This window comes from Glycomyces sp. MUSA5-2 (genome assembly GCF_037034145.1).
GTDB classification, from domain to species: Bacteria; Actinomycetota; Actinomycetes; order Mycobacteriales; family Micromonosporaceae; genus Glycomyces; species Glycomyces artemisiae.
Genome location: NZ_JBAGKG010000001.1, coordinates 791,404 through 808,561, shown reverse-complemented (window position 1 = coordinate 808,561; position 17,158 = coordinate 791,404). Strand labels below are relative to the sequence as shown.

The 17,158-nt window shown below is 70.6% G+C and carries 18 protein-coding genes and 1 tRNA gene; 11 read left to right on the top strand and 8 right to left on the bottom strand.

The genetic code is table 11. The annotated features are described in order from the left end of the window. The first annotated feature begins 71 nt into the window (after positions 1 to 71). Together WA640_RS03850 and WA640_RS03845 are read left to right on the top strand one after the other, a co-directional pair. Positions 72 to 287, top strand: a complete 216-nt coding sequence (locus WA640_RS03850) for a DivIVA domain-containing protein (RefSeq protein ID WP_106366157.1) — start codon at positions 72 to 74, stop codon at positions 285 to 287. Positions 288 to 362: 75 nt separating this feature from the next. After that, positions 363 to 812, top strand: a complete 450-nt coding sequence (locus tag WA640_RS03845; RefSeq protein ID WP_335986154.1) for a hypothetical protein — start codon at positions 363 to 365, stop codon at positions 810 to 812. A 61-nt stretch (positions 813 to 873) separates the two neighbouring features. Here WA640_RS03845 and WA640_RS03840 read toward each other — a convergent pair whose 3' ends face one another. Beyond that, complete coding sequence (locus WA640_RS03840) at positions 874 to 1,521, bottom strand: HNH endonuclease family protein (protein WP_106366159.1); 648 nt, start codon at positions 1,519 to 1,521, stop codon at positions 874 to 876. Between the two features lie 195 nt (positions 1,522 to 1,716). On the opposite strand from WA640_RS03840, the gene WA640_RS03835 reads away from it, so the two are divergent. Beyond that, positions 1,717 to 2,127 (top strand): hypothetical protein, encoded by a 411-nt coding sequence (locus WA640_RS03835; protein WP_335986153.1) that lies wholly within the window; start codon positions 1,717 to 1,719, stop codon positions 2,125 to 2,127. Between the two features lie 142 nt (positions 2,128 to 2,269). Further along, on the top strand, positions 2,270 to 3,115 hold the full coding sequence (locus WA640_RS03830; RefSeq protein ID WP_335986152.1) for an SDR family oxidoreductase: 846 nt from the start codon (positions 2,270 to 2,272) through the stop codon (positions 3,113 to 3,115). 16 nt (positions 3,116 to 3,131) lie between these two features. Here WA640_RS03830 and WA640_RS03825 read toward each other — a convergent pair whose 3' ends face one another. Then, positions 3,132 to 3,806, bottom strand: a complete 675-nt coding sequence (locus tag WA640_RS03825) for a DUF6766 family protein (RefSeq protein ID WP_335986151.1) — start codon at positions 3,804 to 3,806, stop codon at positions 3,132 to 3,134. A 96-nt stretch (positions 3,807 to 3,902) separates the two neighbouring features. Further along, the gene (locus WA640_RS03820) at positions 3,903 to 4,304 is read right to left on the bottom strand and encodes a hypothetical protein (RefSeq protein WP_335986150.1); all 402 of its coding nucleotides are present in this window, start codon (positions 4,302 to 4,304) and stop codon (positions 3,903 to 3,905) included. A 295-nt stretch (positions 4,305 to 4,599) separates the two neighbouring features. On the opposite strand from WA640_RS03820, the gene WA640_RS03815 reads away from it, so the two are divergent. Next, positions 4,600 to 6,507, top strand: a complete 1,908-nt coding sequence (locus WA640_RS03815) for a tetratricopeptide repeat protein (protein WP_335986149.1) — start codon at positions 4,600 to 4,602, stop codon at positions 6,505 to 6,507. Here the strand turns inward: WA640_RS03815 and WA640_RS03810 are convergent. Then, the gene (locus tag WA640_RS03810) at positions 6,485 to 8,014 is read right to left on the bottom strand and encodes a hypothetical protein (RefSeq protein ID WP_335986148.1); all 1,530 of its coding nucleotides are present in this window, start codon (positions 8,012 to 8,014) and stop codon (positions 6,485 to 6,487) included. The two genes, WA640_RS03815 and WA640_RS03810, sit on opposite strands and share 23 nt — an antisense overlap. Before the next feature lie 446 nt (positions 8,015 to 8,460). On the opposite strand from WA640_RS03810, the gene WA640_RS03805 reads away from it, so the two are divergent. Continuing rightward, positions 8,461 to 9,873, top strand: coding sequence for a restriction endonuclease (locus WA640_RS03805; RefSeq protein ID WP_335986147.1), 1,413 nt, complete (start codon positions 8,461 to 8,463; stop codon positions 9,871 to 9,873). A gap of 144 nt (positions 9,874 to 10,017) precedes the next feature. Here WA640_RS03805 and WA640_RS03800 read toward each other — a convergent pair. Both WA640_RS03800 and WA640_RS03795 read right to left on the bottom strand, forming a co-directional pair. After that, positions 10,018 to 10,090, bottom strand: a tRNA-Glu gene (locus WA640_RS03800). Between the two features lie 216 nt (positions 10,091 to 10,306). Then, on the bottom strand, positions 10,307 to 10,942 hold the full coding sequence (locus tag WA640_RS03795) for a hypothetical protein (protein WP_106361793.1): 636 nt from the start codon (positions 10,940 to 10,942) through the stop codon (positions 10,307 to 10,309). 338 nt (positions 10,943 to 11,280) lie between these two features. Here WA640_RS03795 and eno point away from each other — a divergent pair, with 338 nt between their 5' ends. The 4 genes from eno to WA640_RS03775 all read left to right on the top strand — a co-directional run bounded on the left by eno (position 11,281) and on the right by WA640_RS03775 (position 14,687). After that, a complete protein-coding gene (gene eno / locus WA640_RS03790) occupies positions 11,281 to 12,561 on the top strand; it encodes a phosphopyruvate hydratase (RefSeq protein ID WP_106361794.1) in 1,281 nt (426 codons plus the stop codon). A 116-nt stretch (positions 12,562 to 12,677) separates the two neighbouring features. Next, on the top strand, positions 12,678 to 13,205 hold the full coding sequence (locus tag WA640_RS03785) for an FtsB family cell division protein (RefSeq protein ID WP_106361795.1): 528 nt from the start codon (positions 12,678 to 12,680) through the stop codon (positions 13,203 to 13,205). 28 nt (positions 13,206 to 13,233) lie between these two features. Continuing rightward, on the top strand, positions 13,234 to 13,767 hold the full coding sequence (locus WA640_RS03780; RefSeq protein ID WP_335986145.1) for a DUF501 domain-containing protein: 534 nt from the start codon (positions 13,234 to 13,236) through the stop codon (positions 13,765 to 13,767). Then, positions 13,764 to 14,687 carry a Ppx/GppA phosphatase family protein gene (locus WA640_RS03775; RefSeq protein WP_335986144.1) on the top strand — a complete coding sequence of 308 codons (924 nt, stop codon included), beginning with the start codon at positions 13,764 to 13,766 and terminating at the stop codon, positions 14,685 to 14,687. Before WA640_RS03780 ends, WA640_RS03775 begins: the two co-directional genes overlap by 4 nt. 56 nt (positions 14,688 to 14,743) lie before the next feature. Here WA640_RS03775 and WA640_RS03770 read toward each other — a convergent pair whose 3' ends face one another. Continuing rightward, a complete protein-coding gene (locus WA640_RS03770) occupies positions 14,744 to 15,418 on the bottom strand; it encodes a hypothetical protein (protein ID WP_335986143.1) in 675 nt (224 codons plus the stop codon). 120 nt (positions 15,419 to 15,538) lie between these two features. Between WA640_RS03770 and WA640_RS03765 the strand changes: the two genes are divergently transcribed. Then, positions 15,539 to 16,231, top strand: coding sequence for a TetR/AcrR family transcriptional regulator (locus WA640_RS03765; protein WP_335986142.1), 693 nt, complete (start codon positions 15,539 to 15,541; stop codon positions 16,229 to 16,231). Between the two features lie 53 nt (positions 16,232 to 16,284). Here WA640_RS03765 and WA640_RS03760 read toward each other — a convergent pair whose 3' ends face one another. Further along, positions 16,285 to 17,091 carry a PP2C family protein-serine/threonine phosphatase gene (locus WA640_RS03760; RefSeq protein WP_106361800.1) on the bottom strand — a complete coding sequence of 269 codons (807 nt, stop codon included), beginning with the start codon at positions 17,089 to 17,091 and terminating at the stop codon, positions 16,285 to 16,287. Positions 17,092 to 17,158 lie beyond the last annotated feature (67 nt).

Genomic DNA, 17,158 nt, shown 5'->3' with positions numbered 1-17,158 from the left:
TATTTCCCCACAAATTCATCCCCCGGTGGCCCGATCCCAAAGCGTGGCGCTGACCTGGCAGACTGTGACGCATGGAGAACCCCTTCTTCTCTGTCCGTTTCCGCGGATACGACCGCGCCCAAGTCGACCGCGCCGTCGCCCGCATCAGAACCGCGACGGACGCCGGTGCCCCGCCCCACCCCGACTCGCTCACGAACATGGGCTTCCAGCTCACCCTGCGCGGCTACGACACCGCGGAGGTCGACGAGTACTTCGCCGAGGTCGCGAGGACGCTCCGCGGCGGTTAGTCTGGGGACGTGACCGCGCAGGATCCGTACCATCCTCATCTCCAGCCGCCCCCGGCTCCCGTGAACCATCCCCAGATGCAGCCCGCCCATCCGGGCCCGCCGGTCCACGGCTACCCGCAGCCGTACCAGCAGGTCCCGCAGTTCCAGCCCGCCGCGTACTACTGGCCGCCCGTCCCGGCGCCGGTGGTCATCGACGGCTTCCAGATCGTGCAGCCGCGCCTGCGGCCCATCCCGTCCGGCCCGGCGATCGGCTCCCTGGTCGCCGGCATCGGCGCCGTCCTCGGTGCGCTCCCGGGCATGCTCTTCGCGATCGTGACCCCCTGGGCGGGCGTCACGTTCTTCATGAGCTCGGCCCTGTTCGGGATCGGCGCGCTGTTCCTGGCCCTCCACGCGCGCAAGCAGATCCGAGGCGCGAACGGCGGCATCTCCGGCAAGGGCGTGGCCCTCACCGGCCTCATCGTCGCCATCGTCGCGCTCTCGTTCGCCGCGATCACGGCCCTCATCACCACCGCGAACTTCCTGTGAACGGCGGCGGCGCCCCCGGAATCCGAGGGCGCCGCCGACTCAGGTCTGAACAGGCCGTGCTTCAGCAGTACGTGTCGAAGTGCGACTGGATCGCCGACTTCTCCGCCGAGTCGATCGTGAGGTCGTACAGGTACTTCACGTGCGTCCACGCCTTGACGTAGTCGCAGCGGACCGAGGAGTTCGAGGGCATCCACTCGGCCGGGTCGTAGTCGCTCTTCGAGGAGTTCGCCGAGGTCGTCGCGATCCACAGCTGCGGCGAGCTGATGTCGTTCGCGAAGTCCTCGCGCTCGGCCGTGGTCCACGCCCAGGCACCCGACGCCCACGCCTCGGAGAGGGCCACGACGTGGTCGACCGTCGCGTTCGAGACCGTCGAGGTCCACTGGTTGTCGAAGTCCGACTGCCAGGAGCCCGAGTCGGGCTGGCAGTCCGAGCCGGTCTCGACGTTGCTGCCGTCCCGCTTGAGGACGTACTGGCGCGCGGTGCAGCCGTCGCCCACGCTCGACCAGTGCGGGAACAGGTCCCGGTCGTACGAGTCGCCGTGGGACTCCGAGGCCACGGTCAGCGCGTTCAGCTCCGACTGCGCGGTGGACAGGGACGGGATGCCCGGCGGCCGCACCGCCTGCGCCGGGGCGGTGTCGAGGACGAGGACCGTGAGCACGGCGAGGGCCGCGGCCGAGACGAGCGCGGCCGCGCGCTTGAGTGTCTTCATTGAGGCTCCTGCGGGGGAAGTGGGGGAGTACTGGGGGACCGGGATTCATCGAATCATGGGATGACGAAGCGACGCAAGGGGTGAATCCCATCTTTTACCCACAAGACATGCTGAACTTACGCAACAGTTGATTCACGGACAAGCCGGATTTTGAGGCAATAGCACACTCCACACGCAAATACCTACAATGGAGACATGACTGTGAGCAGCCAGGAAACGCACATCGGCGGCCTCGCGGTCGGGTACCTGCCCGACCGGCTCGGCTCCGCCTCCGACTTCGAGTTCGAGTGGGGCGGCGTCGCGTTCGTCCAGCGCGTCTGGGAGACGCGGCTCGACTCCGGTGCTTGGCGCGTCGACCTCCAGGTGCAGGCCATGCGCGGCGAGGGCCTCGCCGACATGGACGCCCTGCGCGCCTTCCTCGTCGAGTACCACGAGCGCGGCGACGACTGGAAGCCCGAGCCCTTCGGCGACGACGGCCTCCTGAGCGAGCACGAGGTCGCCCGCCTCCTCGCCCCCGGCCTCGCCGTCGAGGTCCGCGACCCCTTCGGCCGCCAGGGCATCGACGAGGTCAAGCAGGTCGCCGCCGCGATCGCCAACGCGCAGTAGCGGAAGCAAGAGCAGGGAGGGCCCGGCCGCACGGCCGGGCCCTCCCTCGCCGTCCGATTCCAGGTGGTTAACCACTCCCACCACGGGTACCCCTCCCCTCACAGGCCCCGGCCGGGGGCCGCGACCGAAGGGGGACGCCGCCATGGGGAAGCCGGCGCAGCAGCAGGAACCGCCCGGACGCACCGACGCGATGCGGCCGCAGCCGCGCGACGCGATGGAGGGCTACACCGGCAGCGGACTCCTCAAGGGACGCAAGGCGCTCATCACCGGCGGCGACTCCGGGATCGGGCGCGCCGTCGCCGTCGCGTTCGCGAAGGAGGGCGCCGACGTCGCCATCGCCTACCTGGAGGAGCACGACGACGCCACCCGCACCGCGCAGCTCGTCGAGGCCGAAGGCCGCGTCTGCGCGCTCCTGCCCGGCGACCTCGCCTCGCCCGAGCAGTGCCAGCGGGCCGTCGACGGCACCGTCGAGGCCCTCTCCGGACTCGACCTCCTCGTCAACAACATCGCCACCCAGACCCCGGTGGACCGGCCCGAGGAGATCACCGACGAGCAGTGGACGCACACGTTCGACGTGAACATGCACTCCTACTTCCGCGTCACCACCGCCGCCCTCGCCCACCTCGGCGACGGCGACTCGATCATCAACACCGCGTCGGTGAACGGCCTGCGCGGCAACAAGACCCTCATCGACTACTCCGCGACCAAGGGCGCGATCCTCGCCTGGACCTACTCGATGGCCCAGGCGCTCGCCGACCGGAAGATCCGCGTCAACTGCGTCGCGCCCGGCCCGGTGTGGACGCCGCTCATCCCCTCCACGCTCTCGGAGGACCACGTGGAGGGCTTCGGCGAGCGCACCCCGATGGGCCGCGCCGCCGAACCCGACGAGATCGCGCCGTCCTACGTGTTCTTCGCGTCGAACCGGCTCTCCTCGTTCTACACCGGCGAAGTCCTCGCCCCGCTCGGCGGCGAGACCATGCCGGGCTGACGCCCGCGCCGCGGGCTCAGCCCGAGTCCTGCGTCGTGTCGTGCGGGTCGCCCACGGGCTTCGACTCGGGGGAGCCGCGCTGGCGCAGGTAGATGCTGACCACCACGATCGAGCCGATCGCGAGGAACTCCGACTGCCAGTTCTGGAGCGTCCGGTTCCAGAAGTCGGCGCTGCCGACGTACCCGAGCCAGCTCAGCGGGTCCTGGAGCTGCGCGAGCCGCTCGGCGTTGTACGCCGAGCGACCGGCGATCGACTGCGCGAGCCACGACAGGACGAACAGCGCGCCCATGACCGCCCCGAGCGACCTGGAGAACACCGCGGTCCGCCAGCCCCCGGCGCGCGCCCACGCGGGGGAGTCCTCGGTCGCGTACTCGCCGAGCTTCTGCTCCTCGTCGGACTCGGTCCCGGTCTTGCCCACGAGCTTCGACTCGGGGGATCCGCGCTGCACCAGCCACACGGTCGCGAACACGTACAGGAAGAACTGGAGGTACTCCGACTGCCAGTTCTCGGCCACGTCCACGGCGAAGTCGCTCGACGTCACGTACTCCACGAGCGTGACCTGCCGGCCCGCCTCGGCGAGCTGCCGGTCGTTGAAGTCCGCCTGCCCGGCGAACGCCTGGCCCACCAGCGCAGCCAGGAACAGCAGCCCGAAGCCGATGCTCAACCCGTTGTCGCGCAACGCTTTCCGCATCGTCCCCTCCTCAGAGCCGCAGCAGGCCGACGGCGATCATGTACGCGAGCCCGACCGCGGTGAACGCCAGGTACACGGTGAACATCACGCGCTTCATCAGCCCTCCACCTCGCACTCGTACGGCCGCTCCCCTTGCGGCGCGCAGCCCGCGGCGACGACCTTCCACCCGCCGTCCAGCTCCGCGAGGAACAGCACATCGTCCCCGGTCTTCACCTGGGCCCGGTCGCCCCACACCTCCGCCGTGCCGGACGCCTCGGCAGGCAGGCCCAGTGCGAGCACCGCGGCCTCGCAGTCCTTCCCCTCCTGCGAGACCACCTGCTCGACGGCCTCCGGGGAGAGCAGCCCGCACGCCGCCGCCCCGTCGCCCTCCGCAAGCGCAGCCACGAACGCCTCAGCGGCCGCCCCGGCCTCCTCGCCCCGCTGCCCGGCCCCGCACCCGGCGACCGCCCATGCACAGGCCGCGAGCCCGCACGCTGCACCGACACCCCTCAGCAACACGCCGGGATAGTTCCCCCGGCCTACCGGACCCAAACAACGCGCCCGCCAGGCTCCGCGTCCCCATCGGCGGCCACGACCTCCGTGCCGACGGCAGTCCGGTATCGCGACTGGAACGGCCCTCATGCGTGTTCTGTGGGAGCATGTCCGGAGCACCCTTACCTCGCCGGGAGTCCAAATGTCCGAGGAGTCGGCCTTCCACAACACGTTCGACGGCGGCGTCGAACGTCTCATTCAAGGCCAGACGATCCATGTGCACTACGGACCGAACCGGATCCCGCCTCGGGAAGGACCTCCGGTGGACGGCGCTTGGATCGGCCGCGAACGCGAGGTCGAACGGATCGCCGCCGACATCGCCGCCCGGCGTCCGGTGGCGATCCACGGCGAGGGCGGGATCGGCAAGACCGCACTCGCCGCGCAGGTCATCGACCACCTCCGCGACCGCTACCCGGACGGCCAGCTCTATGTCGACCTCGGCACGGACACCGACGACCCGGCAGAGGTCCTCTACGACATGCTCCTGAGCCTCAACGTCGACTCCAGTCAGATCCCGAAGGGCCTCAACCGCCGCCTGGGCATGTACCAATCGGTGACCAGGGGGCTGGCGCTCCTCGTCGTCGTAGACGGCGTCGTGAGCGAGGGTCAGGCCTCCCGGTTCCGTCCCGCGTCCCCCGCGAGCGGATACCTCGTGGTCGGACAGCCCCTCCAGGACGCCTCATTCGCCCGGCACGAGGTCGGGCCGCTCGAACCAGGGCATGCCGCCGAGTTCCTGCGCCGCGCCTGCCCCAATCTCGTGGAAGGCGCGCCGGAACGACTGGTCGCCGAGCTCGGGTCGAAACCGGCCGACCTGTCAGCGCTGGCGAAGCTCGTCCGGCACCGCTCCCTGACGGGCCTGTTCGAAGTCCGTGAGGCCCTGGGCGGCTCCAGTCTCTTCACCGGAATCTACGACAGCCTCAGCGAGAGCGCGAAGTGGCTGCACCGCATGCTCGAATCGCTGCCGAACCGGGAGTTCGAGGGCGACCTGACGCAGATCTTCGAAGGCTCCGTCGACTGGACGAAGGGCACCCTCGACCCGTTCGCCGAACTCGAAGCCCTCGGCCTCGTCAAGTCCCACCGGCCCGGCTGGTACCGGCTCGAATACCAGATCACCGGCGCCGGGGGACGCCACGCCCGCATCGGCGCCGTCCGCTCCGACGTGCACGGCTCGGTCCGCGACGCCCTCATCTGGCACATCCGGCGAGCCCAGCTCGCCGACCACGCGATCATGAAGGCCCGCATGCGTTTCGCCCCGCCCCTGCCCCGCCACATCGCGGCGAAGCCGTTCACGAGCGAAGCAACCGCCATCGAGTGGTTCCGCACGCTCTATCCCGTCCTCCACCGCTCGCTGCTCGTCACCGCGAAGCAGCGGTTGCACACCGATCTGACCTGGGCTCTCGCCGAAGCACTGTGGGCGTACTACGCCAACGCCTCCCGCTATGAGGACGCCGCCGAGGCCTACCGCGCAGCCCGCGCCGTCGCGGACGGCCCGCATGCCGAGGCCCACCTGTCCTCGTTGCTCGCCATGTGCCTCATCAGGATCGGCGGGTTCGACGAGGCCGAGCAGGTCCTCGACAACGCGATGGAAGCACTGGAGTCGGCCCCGCCCGCGGCCGAGCGTGCCGAGGCCGTCGACCGGACCCGGCTCAAAGGCATCGTCACCGAAGCGTTCGGACGCCTGCGCCAGGGTCAAGGGCGATTCGACGAGGCCCGCGACGTGCTGCTCCGCTCCTGCGAGTACATGGCGGAGGCAGGCGAATCACGAGCGGTCGGCATCCGCCTCCGGGTGATCGCCGAGACGTACCAGGCCGAAGGAAGATTCGAGGACGCCGTCGCGACCTGGACGCAAGCGGCCGAGCAGTTCGATCCGGGAACCGATTGGCGCAACCGCAACGGCGCACTGCTCGACATCGCCATGCTCCGCCTCCGCCGAGGCGACACCGGTGTCGTCCCGGAGATCGAAGACCTGCTGAAGCCGTTCGAGCAGGGCGGCTACTGGCAGACCGTCGCCGAGACGCACGAGCGGGTCGCGGAGGCGACCGGCGAGGACGGGAACCCTGATCGGGACCGGTTGGAGCGGGCGCTGCGGCTGTTCGACGCGCACGGCGCGGTCCTCGACGCCGCACGGGTCCGGCAGCGGCTGGGGCTCAACGGATCCGACGAACGCTGACGGTCCCGCCGTTCACGCGCCACTCGCCTGAGTCGGGCCTTCCCGCCGCGAACCAGACCGAGACCGCCGCATCGGCCAGCTCGGGGTCGCAGACCGTGCGGAACCTGCGCCCGTCGGCGCAGGCCCAGGCCAGCGCGTCCGGGCCCGTGCGCACACTCGCCACCTGAGCGAGCGGGTGCTCGTCGAGGAGCATCAGGCCTTCCTGCTGCGCCTCGCTGTCCGAGAGCGCGTCGTGGTGCCGGACGATGGCGTCGGCGCGGTCGCGGGCGCCGACATCGAGGCAGCGGACGTCGGCGACCAGATGGCCCGGGCCGCGGCGGCCGTCGTCCGAGGGGAAGCGGCGGCACACTGCGGCGCCGCCGTCGATCTCCACTTCCGCGCGCCAAGCCGATGTCGGGCGCCAGTGGGGCACCGGAGTCGGCGGAGGGAACATCCGAGGGTCCGGTCCGGCGGGCTCGTCCAGGGAGAGCGTGCGGTACAGCCCGGTGCGGAGTCGGTGGGACGGACCCGGATCGGGTTCGGCCAGCGCCTGGGAGAAGCACTCGTCCCGAATCGGGTCCGCGTCGCACAGGCGCTCGATCTGGCCGAACAGGTCGCCGGCCGCGTGGAACGCGGGCGCCAGTGTGCCGAAGGCCGCCAGCGGCGACTCAGGCGGCATCTCCTCGAACCCGAAGGCCGCCACAGCGGTCGGAATGCCCAGCGCCGCACCGTAGAAGCCGATGGAGCCGTGGTCGCCGACGATGCAGTCGGCCGCGAGCAGCGCGGCTCGCCAACCCTCGCCGGGGTCGACCATGATCAGCCCGTTCTCCAGTTGGCGGCGGAACAGGCTCTCCATGCCGCCGTGGACGGCGAGGATGTTCGGGTGGGGGACGAACGCGACCGCGTAGTCGTCCATCGGAAGGGCGGCGAGCAGGCGCTCCGGCAGGGACGGATGGTGCGCGAAGAGCGAATGGCCGAGCCAGGTCGATGCCACCAGCACGAGGCGCCGGTCCGGATCGAGCCCTAGGGCGCGGCGGTATTCGCGGCGCATGCGGGTGCTGAGCCGGAGGCGCTCGAAGCACAGGTCGCCGGTGATCTCTGCGAACGGGAGCGCCTCGGGGCAGTCGATGCGGAGCCGCTCGGCGGAGGCCGGCCCGGGGAGAGCCAGGAAGGCGGGAAGGCGTCCGTCGTCACTCTGGAGCTGGCCGCGGGCGAGACCCGCGACGCCTTCGAAGTAGGGGGTGAAACGGTTGTGGCCCGCGCCGTGCGGCACGAGGGCGATATCGCAGCCGGCCTCGTACAGGGTGTTCGTCGCACCAGAGGAGACGAGCAGATCGGGCGGGTCGGCGGTGACCGTATCCCAGTCGAGCCAGTCGATGTCCCTCTGCCGGCTGAACCGGCGCCCGCTCGCCTGACGCTCAGTGTGGAACAGCGCGTATCGGATGAGCAGCCGCCGATCGCCCGCAAAGAGCGGCTCGACGTCGTAATACAGCCGGTTCAGCGCCTGCAGGCTCCCACCCGCGAACACGACTCGACGCTCAAACGCAGAACTCGCCCCGTCAACCGGCCATCCCGGTCTCCGGTCTCCGGTCTCCGGTCTCCGGTCTCCGGTCTCCGGTCTCCGGTCTCCGGTCTCTATGTGCATTCTATTCCTGTTGCGAGACATAGCGTATGAGGCTGGTGGCGTGTCAAGCATCGATTCTAGCGCTTTCGACTCCCGGCGGCATGGGGATGAACCGCGCGTCCTCGATCCTGGAGTCATCGGCCCCGATGGCGACCCGGATGCCCGGAGACAAGCGCGGAGTGACTGTCGACTTCTAGACAGAACCCGTTCTGCAGGTTTCGGCGGCCGTGAAGTGTCAGCGATTCTGTCTACCCTGGATCTTTCCGCCGAGCGGCCGCCCATCTTCTGAAGTCCGCTCGCCACTCCTCTCGATCGGTGCGTTCCGCCGCGCCAGAAAGCCGTCTACCTCGATGCAGCACAGCACGGACTGGGAACTCGCCGAGGAGTTCGCCCTCGACCATATGCGCCACTTGGGATTCAAGGACGCCAAGATGAACAGCGGTGGTGCCGACGGCGGCATCGACATCGAGTCGGCCGCCGCGGCGGCCCAGGTGAAGCACTTGCAGAGCAAGGTCTCGCGTCCCGACGTGCAGCGATTCCACGGCGCGGCCCCGGCCAACAAGTTCCGGCTGTTCTACAGCCTCGCAGGCTACTCCAGGGAGGCGAGACTATGGGCCGACGAGCACAACATCGCGCTCTTCACCTTCGACCTGGAGACTCGCGTTGCCAAGCCGGTCACCTCGGTCGCGATCCAATTGGACAAGGGCCTCTCGGACCCCCGGCCCCCGCAGACGATGCCGCATGTCCACCGCCCTCCCGAGCAAACGGCTCCGTACACTGCCGGCCCGTATTCGTCGGCGCCGTATGGTCGGATGCCGCCTCCGGTGCAACCCTCGCCTCCGGCCTCGCTCGCTGATGCGATCCGAGCTTCCAAGGAGCCCCAGCCGTTCCGCTGGTACTTCGCGGTCGCGTTGTTCACCGCGAGCACCTTCGCTTGGATTCCTTTCCTCCACGCATACAGCGCCACGAACAACCCGAGGTGGAGGAACTGGGGCATCGGATTCATCGCATGGTGCATCCTGCTGCTTTCGTTGAGCACCGCCGCGTCGGCGGCCAGCGACGAGTCGCAGGGGCTGAGCACTGCGCAGTACCTCGTGTCGTTCGCCGCCGTCGGCGGCATCGCCGTCGCCTTCCTCCGGCTGACATCGGCGCGCGAAGAAGTCCTGAACCCCGCACCCGCACAACAGGTCCCTCCGCCCCCGTCCTACTTCGACCCGCCTTCACCAACTGAGTCGAAGCCCGCGGTTTCCTCCCCGCAGCAGGGCGTGTCCCCCGCGGCGTTCGCGGCGACGACTGGCAACTTCGCCCCGCCTTCACCAGCTGAGTCGAAGTCTGCGGTTCCCTCGCCGCAGCAGGGCGTGTCCGCCACGGCGTTTGCGGCGACGACTGGCAACTTCGCGCCGCCTCCGCCCAGACCTGACCATCCGCGCTGGTACAAGCCCAGTCCGGGCCGGATTATCGGTTCGATCGCTTGGTGCCTGAGCCCGGCTCTGACCCTGGGCTTCGGAACGCCGATCACATTCACGATCGCCGCCGTCCGACGCAGAAGCCTCGAAATGATCGCGTACGCGGCCGCCTACCTGGGTCTGTCGGTGTGGATGTACGCGGCTGGCGGTCCGGAAGCCACGGGAACGCTGGCCTTCGAATTCTGGCTGATGTTCTCCTGGGTCCTGGCGAACATCCACACATTCCTCATCAGGAGGCGGGTCTGGTACTTGCCGTACCAGCCTGACCGGCACGAGCCGGACCCTCTCCCGCACTGATCGCCAGGAGACCACGGACTACTGGCCTTGGGCCAGTGCCGACGGGAGATGGCGGATGGGCCTGGCTACCCCCGTGCCACCTCAGGGGGAAATGACAAGCTCAGGGGCCAACCGGAGTTGGCCCCTGAGCTGTGTATCTATATGTACTCCCGAGCGGATTCGAACCGCCGTTTCCGCCTTGAGAGGGCGGCGTCCTAGGCCCCTGGACGACGGGAGCTTGCCTTGTCGTTCGCGGGCTGGCCGCGGCAACGGAGACAACTGTACATGGTCGGGGAGGGGGGTGTGCAAGCGGGATATGGCTTGTGATGTGGCCTACCTGAAGCGTGGCGGGCCGGGGCGTGGCGCCGACACCTTTTCAGGTGAACCCCCGTTGCGCCGGCCCCGGCCCGCCGGGCGACTGTAACGCGCCGCGCCGGTGGGCGCGGCGCGATTCTCACTGGTTGCTCGTGCTGGCCTGTCCGGTGATGCCGTCGAGCCAGGCGGCGTCGACGCCGTCGTGGTAGTTGACGAGCTTGGCGCCGAAGGCGTCGTCGCCGACCTTGGCGGTGATGCTGGCGATGACGCCGACGGTGGTCACGCAGACCTCGAAGGAGCCGACGGGCGCTTCGGCGGCGCCCTGGACGTCGACGCAGTCGGCGAGCTCGCCGGCGAGGGTGGTGTCGGTGAACTCGGCGCTGGCGGCGGCGTCGGCCGCGGCCGCGGCGAGCCAGGACGCGACGTCGTCGTCGGTGGGGAGGAGGCCGTCGAGCTCCTGGCCGAGCCAGACGGCGAGGTCGGCGTCGTCCTCGCCGGCCCACAGGGACGGGCGGTCGCCGACGACGACCGCGGCGGTGCCCGCCTCGGGGTCGACGGCCACGAGCAGCGCGTCGTCCGAGCCTTCGAGGAGGTACTCGGCGGTGTAGGCGTGGCCTTCGCCGTCGACGAGGCGCTCGCTCAGCTCGGTGAGGGCGGCCTGGTCCTCCGAGGCCGTCTCCTCGCCGCCTGCGCCTCCGGAGCAGCCGGCGGCGAGCGCCAGCAGCGCCGCCGCGCCGAAGGCGGCGCAGCGCCGGAGGGGGTTCTGCACGATCATGGGGCTCCACTTCCGTTGTGCTCGGCGATGGAGGCGCCGGGGCCGCTCTCGGCGGCGCTCGCGAGCCGCGACTCGGCCGTCGGCATCCGGGGGGCACGCCTAGCACAGGTGTCTGATCTGAGATAGGACTCCACCTTATAGCGCCCTAACCAGCCTCCATGTAACACGAGGAGGACCCGTCGCCGCCATCGCGTTTTCGCGGCTCGGAGGCACTGCCGCCGGGGCCGGGGCGTAGGCTGGGGTGCTGTGGCCGGCGCAGTGTCGGGTCGGCCGAAATCCTTCGGACACGGCCCCGTAATCGGGCCGACAGTCATGATTCGGCTATCTCAGGAGTGACAGTGGCTGCAATTGAAGACATCCGGGCCAGGGAGATCCTCGACTCCCGCGGGAACCCCACGGTCGAAGTGGAGATCCTGCTCGACGACGACACGCTCCAGCGGGCGGCCGTGCCCTCGGGCGCCTCCACCGGCGCCTTCGAGGCCATCGAGCTGCGCGACGGCGACAAGTCCCGCTACCTCGGCAAGGGCGTCGAGAAGGCCGTGGACAACGTCAACGGCCCGATCCGCGACGCCCTCATCGGCATCGAGGCCTCCGAGCAGCGCCTCGTCGACCAGGCGCTCCTCGACGCCGACGGCACCCCGGACAAGTCGAACCTCGGCGCGAACGCCATCCTCGGCGCGTCCCTCGCCGCCGCCAAGGCCGCCGCCGACTCCGCGGAGCTGCCGCTGTACCGCTACGTGGGCGGCCCGAACGCGCACCTCCTGCCCGTGCCGATGATGAACATCCTCAACGGCGGCTCCCACGCGGACTCCAACGTCGACGTCCAGGAGTTCATGATCGCCCCGATCGGCGCGCCGACGTTCAAGGAGGCCCTGCGCTGGGGCGCCGAGACGTACCACGCGCTCAAGTCGGTCCTCAAGGACCGCGGCCTGTCCACCGGCCTCGGCGACGAGGGCGGCTTCGCGCCGAACCTGGAGTCGAACCGCGCCGCGCTCGACCTCATCGCCGTGGCCGTCGAGAAGGCCGGGTACAAGCTCGGCACCGACATCGCCTTCGCGATGGACGTCGCCGCCACCGAGTTCTTCACCGACGGCGCCTACCTCTTCGAGGGCCAGAAGAAGACCGGCGACGAGATGAGCGCCTACTACGAGGAGCTCATCGCCGCCTACCCGTTCGTGTCCATCGAGGACCCCCTCTCCGAGGACGACTGGGCCGGCTGGTCCGCGCTCACCGCCGCCGTCGGCTCGCGCCTCCAGATCGTCGGCGACGACCTGTTCGTGACGAACCCCGAGCGCATCCGCCGCGGTATCGACGAGAAGGCCGCCAACGGCCTGCTGGTCAAGGTGAACCAGATCGGCTCGCTCACCGAGACCACCGACGCCGTCGAGATGGCCCACCGCGCGGGCTTCGGCTGCATGATGAGCCACCGGTCCGGCGAGACCGAGGACACCACCATCGCCGACCTGGCCGTGGCCATGACCTGCGGCCAGATCAAGACCGGCGCCCCGGCCCGGTCCGACCGCGTCGCCAAGTACAACCAGCTGCTGCGCATCGAGGAAGACCTCGGCGACGCCGCCCGCTACGCCGGCGCCTCGGCCTTCCCGAAGTTCGGCAAGTAGAACGTATCCAGGGGAACCTGAAGCGGACCTGAAGCCGCCTGAAGGGAACCTGAAGTGAAGGCCCCCGTGCTTCGGCGCGGGGGCCTCCGCCGTGCCGCATCGACTAGGCTGGGCCCGTGAACGCGAGCCGTCGACCCAGCCGCCCCGGAGGACGATCCACCGGTCCCGGCCGCACCCGCGCCGCCCGGCGCCCCGCCCCCGGCACCGCGGGCCGCGCCGAGGTCAAGCGGGTCCGGTACCGGCCCGCCCGGAAGGTCTCCCGCCGCGCCGCCGTCCTCGCCCTCGTCCTCTCCGCGCTCGCCCTCGCGTACGCCTACCCCCTGCGCACGTACGTCGAGCAGCGCATCGAGATCAACCGCCTCGAAGCCGAGCAGTCCGCGCAGCAGGACCGCATCGACGACCTCGAAGCCGAGCGCCTCAAATGGGACGACCCCGAGTACGTCGAGGCCCAGATCCGCTCCAGCCTCCTGCTCGTGCCGCCCGGCGAGGACCTCGTCATCGTCATCGACGAGGACGACCCGAAGCACACCGGTGGCGAGGACGACGAATCCGGGGCCGACAAGCCCTGGTACGAATCGCTCACCGATACCTTTGAAGACGCCGATCAGCTTGATCCGGACGAGACCGAGGAACCGGGGGAATGACCGTGAAGGCAGTGGAGCAGGTGGCCCTGTGAAGCCCGAAGCGTGGCCGCAGGAGCCGCAGCCGGTGACCGACGCGGACGCGGCCGCCGTCTCCGCGCAGCTCGGGCGCCCCATCCGCGGCGCGCACGCCGTCGCCTGGCGCTGCCCCTGCGGGCAGCCCGCCGTCGTCGAGACCGAGCCGCGCCTGCCCGACGGCACCCCGTTCCCCACCACGTACTACCTGACCTGCCCCAAGGCCGCCTCCGCGATCGGCCGCCTCGAAGGCGGCGGCGTCATGAAGGACATGAACGACCGCCTGAACGCCGACCCCGAGCTCGCCGAGCACCACCGCCGCGCCCACGAGGACTACCTCGCCCGCCGCGCCCGCCTCGGCGACGTCCCCGAGATCGCCGGGGTCTCCGCCGGGGGCCTGCCCGACCGCGTCAAATGCCTCCACGCCCTCGTCGGCCACGCCCTCGCCGCCGGACCCGGCGTCAGCCCCATGGGCGACGAGGCCATCGACATGCTCCCCGAATGGTGGCGCACCTCCAGCTGCGCGACGAGGCAGGAGGCCGCCGAATGACCGCCCGACGCGTCGCGGGGATCGACTGCGGCACCAACTCCATCCGCCTCCTCATCGCCGACATCGACGATGACGGCCGCCTCCACGACGTCGTGCGCCGCATGGAGGTCGTGCGCCTCGGCGAAGGCGTCGACCGCACCGGCCGCCTCGCCGACGCCGCCATCGAGCGCACCCGCGCAGCCCTCGCCGACTACACCGCGCAGATCCGCGAGCACGGGGCCGAGGCGATCCGCATGGTCGCCACCTCCGCGAGCCGCGACGCCGCCAACGCCGCCGACTTCACCGCCATGGTCGAGGCCGTCCTCGGCCAGGCCCCCGAGGTCATCACCGGCGACGAAGAAGCGCGCCTGTCCTTCACCGGCGCCGTCGCCACCCTCCCCGCCCACGACGGCCAGCGCCTCCTCATCGACATCGGCGGCGGCTCCACCGAGTTCGTGCGCGGCACCGGAGGCGACGTGATCGCCGCGATCTCCGTCGACGTCGGCTGCGTCCGCATGACCGAGCGCCACCTGCGCTCCGACCCGCCCGGCCCCGCCGAGATGGACGCCGCGACCGCCGACATCACCGGCATCGCCGACCGCGCCCTGGCCGTCGCCGACCCGGGCCGCGAGGCCACCGAGCTCGTCGCCGTCGCCGGGACCGCGACCACCGTCGCCGCGATCTCGCTGGCCCTGCCCGCCTACGACCCCGACGCGATCGACGGGACCCGCCTGACGTACGAGCAGGTCGCGAAGGTCACCGCCGACCTCGCCGCGGCCGACCACGCCGCGCGCCTGGCGATCCCCGTCATGCACCCGGGCCGCGCCGACGTCATCGTCGGCGGCGCGCTGGTGCTGCGGACCATCATGGAGCGCAGCGGGATCGGGGAGGTGCTCATCTCCGAGCACGACATCCTCGACGGCATCGCGCTCTCCGCATAGGACGAAACGGAGCGGCCCCGCTGCGATCGATCGCAGCGGAGCCGCTCCGTGTTCCGTTACGCCGGTTGCAGTTCCTTCGCGGGGGCCTTCGACGAGGCCCGCCACAGCTCGGCCGCCAGCCACAGCGCCGAGACCGTCACCAGTGCGCCCCAGGCGATCCGGCCCGCCTGCGGAATGAAGAACTGCGGCAGGTACGTGACCATCAGGACCGCGAACGGCACGCCGGACCACTTCGACAGCACGCCCGAGCGCCACACCGCGACGGCGGCGAGCACTCCTGCGATCGCGATGAGCGCCAGGCCGATCGCGAACACGGTCATCGCGGTCGGGTCGAGGCGGAACGCGTCGCCGACCTCGGTCAGCGAGGCGTCCCCGTCGGCGACCGCGCGCTCGCCGATCGCCTTGAGGCCGTAGACCTCCGCGCCGTAGTACGAGATGGTCAGGCCCGAGCCGATGTAGCCGATGGTGGCGGCGAGGAACGCGGTCTTCTCGTGCTTCGTTCCCTCAAGAAAACCGCGGAGGGCGCCGTAGCCGAGGGGGATGAGGATGAGGCCGACGATGGCCGAGACGTGGGCGATGGACCATCCGGCGCTGGCCCAGGACGCGGCGCCTTCGAGGGTGGTCTGGTCCTCGCGGGGCGCGACGGCCTCGTAGAGGACGAAGAGGATCCCGGCGAGCGCGAAGGCGAAGGCGCCCATGCGGGCTCGGGGGTCGGGGGCGGTGCGGGTCATCGGGGCTCCTTATGGGGTTCACCGCTCATTTCCGTGAGCGGTGCTCTCTGTTGAGAGCAATGATTGCACATCGTTCCCGAGGATGCAAGAGCGGTGCTCTCGTTTCTGTACACTGGTCTCATGAACGCGCCGAGAACCGCCAGAGAACGCGCCCGCGCCGAGCTCACCAGGGAGATCCTCGCGACCGCGCGTCGCCAGCTCGGCGAGGTCGGCGCACCGGGGCTGTCCCTGCGCTCGGTCGCCCGCGACCTGGGCATGGCCTCCTCGGCCGTGTACCGGTACTTCGCGAGCCGCGACGAGCTCCTGACCGCCCTCCTCATCGAGTCCTACAACGAGGTCGGCGAGGCCGCCGAGAGCGCCGACCGCCCCAAGGCCGTCCCCGAGAACCGCTGGATCGGCGTGTGGAACGGCGTGCGCAACTGGGCCCTCGCCAACCGGCACGAGTACGCGCTGCTGTTCGGCACCCCGGTCCCCGGCTACGCCGCCCCGCACCTCACCACCGAGATCGCCGCCCGGATGCCGCTCACGCTGGCGCGCATCGTCGCCGACGCCAAGCGCGGCAACGGACTGCGGCCCTACACCGGGCCCGAGTGCGACCCGGCCGCGATCGAGCCCGCGATGCTCGCCCTCCTTGAGGACGGCGCCTTCACCGTCGAGGAGACCGCGCGGCTCATCCTCGCCTGGAACCGCCTCGTCGGGATCATCGGCTACGAGCTGCACGGGCATCTGAACAACGTGACCGCCGACGACGCCGGGTTCTTCGACTACGCGGCCCGCGCCGAGGGCGCGAACGTGGGCCTCGCCTTCGACTAGGAGACGGAAGAGGGCCGCCCGGCGCTGCCGGGCGGCCCTGAAGTCTCAGCGGCCTAGAAGAAGTACAGGCCCAGGGCGATCGCGGCCACGACCAGGACCGCCGCGACCGCGGCGAGGACCCACGGCCAGCGGCGGCGCGCGCGGTGCTCGGAGACGTCGCCGACGACCACGGTGACGTTGTCGGGGCCGCCGCCTTCGAGGGCGAGGCGAACGAGCTCCTCGGCGGCCGCCTGGGGGTCGGCGAAGTCGCGCAGGACGTTCTCGATCACGGCGTCGTCCACGACGTCGCTGAGCCCGTCGGAGCAGAGCATGTACCGGTCGCCGATCTGCGCGGGCCGGGTCTCGAAGTGCGCCGGGGCGGGGTTGGCCTGGAGCACGCGGGTGACGACGGACTTGTAGGGGTGGTCCTGGGCCTCGGCGGGGGTGATGGCGCCCTCGTCGACCAGGTGCTGCACGTACGAGTCGTCCACGGTCACCTGGACGAAGTCCTCGCCGCGCACCTGGTAGGCCCGGGAGTCGCCGATGTGGACGATGTCGACGGCGTCGTCGCCGAGCCACAGCCCCGTCAGGGTCGTCGCCATGCCCTCGGACTCGGGGTTCTCGGCCACGGCGGCGCGGATGCGGTCGCGGGCGGCCTCGACGACCTCGCCCAGCTCCGCGTGGGCGTCGGCGGGGGAGCGGCGCGCCAGGCGGGTCACCTCGGCGATGGTCACCCCGCTGGCGACCTCGCCGGCCGCGGCGCCGCCCACGCCGTCGGCCACCGCGAGCAGACGCCGCGACGCGAGGTGGGAGTCCTCGTTCAGGTCGCGGACTTTGCCCACGTCGGTGGCGGCGCCGTAGCGCCATCGCAATTCGGTCACAGGCGATCACCACTGATTCGGCACTGAGTTTCGGCAGTCTGTTCAAAGCTTGGCCGTTCGAGGGACA